The organism is Bradyrhizobium lablabi, from assembly GCF_001440475.1.
Taxonomy (GTDB): domain Bacteria; phylum Pseudomonadota; class Alphaproteobacteria; order Rhizobiales; family Xanthobacteraceae; genus Bradyrhizobium; species Bradyrhizobium lablabi.
In genome coordinates, this window is the sequence record NZ_LLYB01000034.1 from 84,626 (window position 1) to 89,902 (window position 5,277).

Genomic DNA, 5,277 nt, shown 5'->3' on the forward strand with positions numbered 1-5,277 from the left:
GGCCGGATGTCACGACCCGAACGACCGCCCATTCGGCTTCGCGCAGCCTGCGGACGATCGGCGCCACCTTGATGACTTCGGGACGGGTGCCAACCACGAAGACAAAGGTGCGGACGGGCGTCGAGTGGCTGAAATGCTCTCTGCGGGGGTGATGCATACCTTGCTTTCAAAACAAATCGCATCGTCCCCACGACACGAAATACCAACCGAAATACCCCGTCCCATCATCCCTGCCCGGACGCACGATTAGAAATCGGCGGCAATTTAGCCCGCGCCCCTAAATTAGACAATTGATTTAAATGGATTTTCGGAGATTGCCGTGGAAATCCGGAGCGAGACTTGGATGCATGGTAAATGTCCGCACGCCGGGTATGATGTTTAACCATCAACCCGGAAGCGATTTTTGGCGGCTGAAAATGGCCGAGTTCGATGGAGGCGGATCTCGCATCAAGCTCAATCAGTTAATCCTGATCCGCTTTAAAAGAAGCATTTGTGAATCGGTCATCTGCGAGCCGCCGATATCCACGCGCCTGGTGCTCGGGGGACGCGCGAGAGAAATCATGAGGTCGAGTTCCGCCTTGCGGACAGCTTCGCGAAGCTGCTGAACCTCCAGATAGGTATTCACAATATCGACCGGCATAAGGTGATCTCAACCGAACAGCCTGGACCCGCCCCTTGGTCGGGTCTCAACGCATTCAAGGAAACCGATAATGGCCTGGCGGGGCCATGCCATACAAATGGGCTTGCCGAGGATTTTCGCTGCTTGCGCGATGGCGGTGGGAAGGATTGATGCTTGGCTGGCTGCCGGTGGTTTACCGCAGGACGCCGCTCTTCACCGCGAAGACAAAGTGGTTGACGAATGTCTCGAGCCCGTCGCGCCGGCTTCCCTCGAGGTTTTCCGCGGCCATGCGCAGGGAGGGGTGTGGCCGTTGTTCAATGGCGTCCAAATCCGCTGAAACGGCCTCGAGGGCGTATCGCAATCGCCTCAAATCGGAACTGTGTTTGGTATCCACGGCCGCCACCGCTGGAAACAGAATTAAACAATTAAAGGTTAAAGATAGAATATAATATTGTGGCGGTCAATGCGGGCAACTGAAAGTCTTAAGCGATTTTAGGAGCTTAACCCCGTAAAACCCCAGTCTGGGGCCATTTTCACATTATCTGACGGTGACCTTGGCGGCGGGGCGTGGCGTGCTGTGCAGCGTCCAGCGTGGCAAAAAAAGAAGCCGCCCTAAGGCGGCTTCTCAATCCAATCGGAGCGTTGGTCAGGCCGCGAGCGTGCCGTTGCGACGGCGATAAGCCATAAAACCAACCCCAGCGAAGCCAAGGATCAACATCGCCCAGGTCGATGGCTCCGGAACGGCCGACGTCACGTTGAGCGACACGTTATCGAAGTATTCCGCGTCAACGCCGATAGCCGGAGCGAAGCGGCGCGTCACTTGCAACGATAGCGTATGCTGACCCGCCGACAGCGTCGTCGTGAAGCCGAGCGTGTCGCGGAACGTCCACCCCTGGGAATTTGCGGTGACGATGCCGAAATCATGGCTGTCCATCAACTGGCCGTCGAGGAACACGCTAAACAGGCCGATGCTTGCAATGCTACCGCTTGCGCTCAGCCAATTGTTTGCAATGTCGGCAGAGAACGTCGCCGTGCCGCCCGTGGNTGGTAAAGGTCTGGGTAACACCGCCACCTTCCAGGGTCGGGCTGGAAGGGTTNAGCTCCCGCGTTCAGGGCCAACGCGTTCGACGCGCCGGATCCCGATACGTTGAAGGATTTGATCGCAGGGAGATCGCGGGTCCCACCCGCATAGCCCGGAATTTGCGAGATTGTACCGTTTGCAGTGGCAAACCCGGTCCAGCCCGTAAGACCCGATTCAAAGTTGCCGTTCGTGATCACCTCGACAGCTTTGGCCGGCACGGTGGATACAACAAGAAGAACAGCGCAAGACAGCTTGGCGATCGTGCCAACCATTTAAGTATGCTCCAGTTGAGAACCTGCGGCGAACGCTTAACGGCCCGCTACGGCTCGGTAGATGACTGCATCCCGAGGCTGGGCCTAAGTTCTTGTTCGGAGTTTGCCAGCCCCCAACCGGTCTAGTGTTTTAATATGACACGTTAATGTATTTTTAATGATGCTGTTGGTGTCGATCGTCTAGCCCTTGGTCGAGCGATGCGCTGCGCGCACCTTTCCCGTCGGTATTTCCGGGCTCTCATCCATCGCATTCGGTCAGCGCCGATGTACGCGCCACGAAAGAACGTCTTTACGAGGCGGGACTTCAATTTAAATCGCGGGCGGTGGCGATTAGGCGCGAAGGCGCTTCTATTGCGCGGCCATCGGGCGGCCTCGAGGCCGCCCAGGCGGGGCGATGATGATTTGTGGGCTTCGCCAGTATCGGCTTCCGACTTCTCTCAGGCCGCCTTGTCCCGCCAGACGCTGGCCTCGTAGCCGTCGATGACTTGCGAGGTGTGGGTGAACTCCTCGAGCTGACGTAACGGCTCGATGATCTTGCGCGCCACCAGCACAGTGTTCGGCTCGGCGTTTTTCTGCATATGCCCGGCGACGTCGATGACGCGGTCCGAGATCGTCTCGAGTGGCGTGGAATCGTCGAAGTAGACCAGGCCCGCATTCACGCCGCAGCGAACGGCGAAATCGGCTTTCGACAACTTTACTTCGCTGTTGAACACCTTGAGACTTTTGATGACGTCCTTGCCTGACTGGCAAGCGTCCTCCACATGGGCAAAGCATGCCATCACGCCATCGGGCGTCCATGCCGTTTTCAACACGCCTCTGGCGCGGAAGATGCGCTCGACGAGCTTTCGATACTCCTCGAAGTCATATTGAATGGAAGCGGGATCCTCGCCGGCCTTCATCCCCGCGGAGCCGACCACGTCGATGGCAAGGAAGGCCACTTCGCGGCCGAACGTATCGAGCTTCTTCTTGGTTTCAGCGAATACCCGCAACAGCTCCTGACGGTTCACGGCCTTGCCGCTTTCCGCCATTCGCAGCGTCGTTTCCAGTTCGGCGTCGAGCCTGGAGCCCGGCTTGACGCCCTCTTTCCGGCGCCAGGCCTGAGCCGACTTTCGCAGCAGCCGCCGGTTCTGCGCGGTCTGCGAGCGCTGGGCGACGGCGCCGGAAAAAATGGTAACGACGATGGCGAGACCGATCAGAATCCAGTCGGAGCGATCGCTGCCGGCAATGTTGGTCGGCACATAGCGATGCAGCACCGGTACCGATTTACTAAGAATATATTCGCGCGCCTCGAACAGCTTCGCCGGGATCGTTGCGTTCTTCGGGTTGTCGAACAGGACAAACAGCTTCGGGCCGAGCAGAACGACGATCAGGGCAAAAGTTGCAACGCCCAGAAGTTTCCTCAGTCCAAAAAGCACGTGAACCAGGATCGATTTAGGAGCTTCACGATGAACCACTTTGATTGTCCCCAGGCTGAGCGGGCGAGACGCTCAGGCAGCCGCCCGGTCAGCTTATAGCTTGCCAGCCGCTTGAGTGGCAAATCACTCGCCCTAAACAGGCGCAGGACCAGCGGTCTGCCTGGCCAGCCTTTACGGCGAGCGCTCGCTGTCAGTCGTCGGTGGCGGCGTTCTATCGGCTTCGCCAACGTCCGGCTCGAGGGCGGACAGTGCCGCCGTCTTCAGCCGGATCGGATCGCGCTCGCCGTCGCCGGCTACCTCCAGAATGGTCGCGGCGATCAAGCGAAGCTGCTGGTCCGATGCCGGTTGCGGCAACGAAGCCTCGGCATCCTCCAGGGCTTTCGACATCAGTTCGATCGTTTGCGGACCAAACGAGGGGCCACCAAATTTTCCATGGTCCAGCGCTTCGATGATCCGGCGGGCCTTTCCGTTCGGTGCGTGTTCCGCGGCCGTTGGCGCGGCGTCTTGCAAGGCTTCCTGCTTCGGATCGGACGCGAGGCTTCCGCCTGGGTGCATGAGCCTTTCAGGCACGAACAGTTCGAGAGCAAATTTCAACGTGTCTCGAAATCTCATCTTGCTTCGGTCCGGTCGTCACCTCGGCATATGCTTGGCAATCCTACACGCTGGTACGCTGGTCGCTAATCCGGAAAATCCGAATCATCCGGGAATCTAGCCTTTCGTCTTTCCCGGAAAAAGCAACGTTGTTGATTGGGCGTCAGTTCGCTAGGCTGCACACAACTTTCTTTTCCAACGTTGGTCTAGCGGTCTGCCGGTCCGGCAAGCAGTGCGGCGAAACCGGTTAAGCCTAAGGAGACTCGATATGGCACGGGCTTTCAAGGTTCGTTCCGCAGAGCGCGATGCTCAGACCGACCGCGAACGGCTCGGCTCGATTTCGGCGGCGATCGAGGCCGCGGTCGCTTCAATCGAGAAGGAGAGGGATGCCTTACGGGCGCGCGTCGATGCGGCACGCGACCAGGCTGCCTTTGCCACCGGCACCGACTACGATGAATATCTGACGCGCGATGCCAAGGACGCGGCCAGGATCAAGGAATATGAACAGCAGATGGCGACCGGCGAAAAGCGCACGCAGGAACTCGATCGTCAGTTGGGTGGCCTGAACGCCGTTCGGGAAGCCTTCAACCAGTATTTCGCCGGCAAGGCGCAATAGGTCCGCCTGCCGCAGAAAATACGAATAATCCGCCCTTAAATCGCGGTCCGGAAATTATACCCGCTCTGAGTGCCGAATATTGAGCCGGGATCGCAAATGGAAATATGCCGGCCGACTGGTCAGCCCTAGAAAATACCCCACCTGAACGGTGAGTATTGGAAGCAGCACCACGACTATACTGTCGAGCAAATCTTGGCCGTTGGCCCAGGCCGAGACGATATACGCGCCGGCACCCAGTACAGAGAGCGGAAGCAGCGCCAGTATATTAAAATGAAGGCCCACATAGATGCCGGCACCGCAGGCGACAATGGGCAACATTTGTCAACTCGCTCCGTTAAACGGTTAAAGGCGCATTCAAACTGATTAAATGTTGCGTTGCACTCCGGCCAAGTGTATGGTCACCGGTATTAACGAAGAGTTACCGGGGCCTGTGAAGGTCTGCCGGATTTAAAGGCGCTGGCCGGTAATCGGGCGGTTGGTACCAGTAATACTGCGCGGGCATTTTCTCATGTCGGTTGGAGCGGATATCGGCAACAAAGTGGGCCAACTCGACCAATCCGCTGGCGGTCCTCCGACTCGTTTCTCCAGCAACGCCGTCCCCTATCTCTTATCGACCGCAGATGCCTTTGTGATCCTGCTGTCCAGCGTGGCAGGGGGCATCGGTTATCAGCTTTCCATCGGAA

Annotated in this window: 6 protein-coding genes and 1 pseudogene; 1 reads left to right on the forward strand and 6 read right to left on the reverse strand. The window is 58.1% G+C overall.

Going from position 1 to position 5,277, the window contains the following annotated elements:
- The 5 genes and pseudogenes from CQ14_RS48005 to CQ14_RS45505 all read right to left on the reverse strand — a co-directional run.
- Positions 1-157: hypothetical protein (locus CQ14_RS48005; RefSeq protein ID WP_430650129.1), on the reverse strand; the 157-nt coding region annotated here is incomplete at its 3' end.
- Between the two features lie 300 nt (positions 158-457).
- A complete protein-coding gene (locus tag CQ14_RS01840) occupies positions 458-640 on the reverse strand; it encodes a hypothetical protein (RefSeq protein ID WP_057856240.1) in 183 nt (60 codons plus the stop codon).
- 625 nt (positions 641-1,265) lie between these two features.
- A pseudogene (locus CQ14_RS48010) lies at positions 1,266-1,361 on the reverse strand (PEPxxWA-CTERM sorting domain-containing protein); the annotation flags it as partial.
- Between the two features lie 1,048 nt (positions 1,362-2,409).
- Complete coding sequence (locus CQ14_RS01850; protein WP_057856242.1) at positions 2,410-3,426, reverse strand: hypothetical protein; 1,017 nt, start codon at positions 3,424-3,426, stop codon at positions 2,410-2,412.
- Between the two features lie 132 nt (positions 3,427-3,558).
- Positions 3,559-3,774, reverse strand: a complete 216-nt coding sequence (locus CQ14_RS45505; protein WP_245320119.1) for a hypothetical protein — start codon at positions 3,772-3,774, stop codon at positions 3,559-3,561.
- A 472-nt stretch (positions 3,775-4,246) separates the two neighbouring features.
- Between CQ14_RS45505 and CQ14_RS01860 the strand changes: the two genes are divergently transcribed.
- Entirely contained in the window at positions 4,247-4,594 is a 348-nt protein-coding gene (locus tag CQ14_RS01860; RefSeq protein WP_057856244.1) for a hypothetical protein, read from the forward strand.
- A gap of 54 nt (positions 4,595-4,648) precedes the next feature.
- Here CQ14_RS01860 and CQ14_RS01865 read toward each other — a convergent pair whose 3' ends face one another.
- Positions 4,649-4,912 carry a hypothetical protein gene (locus tag CQ14_RS01865; RefSeq protein WP_057856245.1) on the reverse strand — a complete coding sequence of 88 codons (264 nt, stop codon included), beginning with the start codon at positions 4,910-4,912 and terminating at the stop codon, positions 4,649-4,651.
- Positions 4,913-5,277 lie beyond the last annotated feature (365 nt).

What these genes read in the sequence shown, in the direction of transcription:
- CQ14_RS01840 (WP_057856240.1), bottom strand. Translation starts at nt 640, where the DNA reads ATGCCGGTCGATATTGTGAATACCTATCTGGAGGTTCAGCAGCTTCGC.
- CQ14_RS45505 (WP_245320119.1), bottom strand. Translation starts at nt 3,774, where the DNA reads ATGTCGAAAGCCCTGGAGGATGCCGAGGCTTCGTTGCCGCAACCGGCA.
- CQ14_RS01860 (WP_057856244.1), top strand. Translation starts at nt 4,247, where the DNA reads ATGGCACGGGCTTTCAAGGTTCGTTCCGCAGAGCGCGATGCTCAGACC.
- CQ14_RS01865 (WP_057856245.1), bottom strand. Translation starts at nt 4,912, where the DNA reads ATGTTGCCCATTGTCGCCTGCGGTGCCGGCATCTATGTGGGCCTTCAT.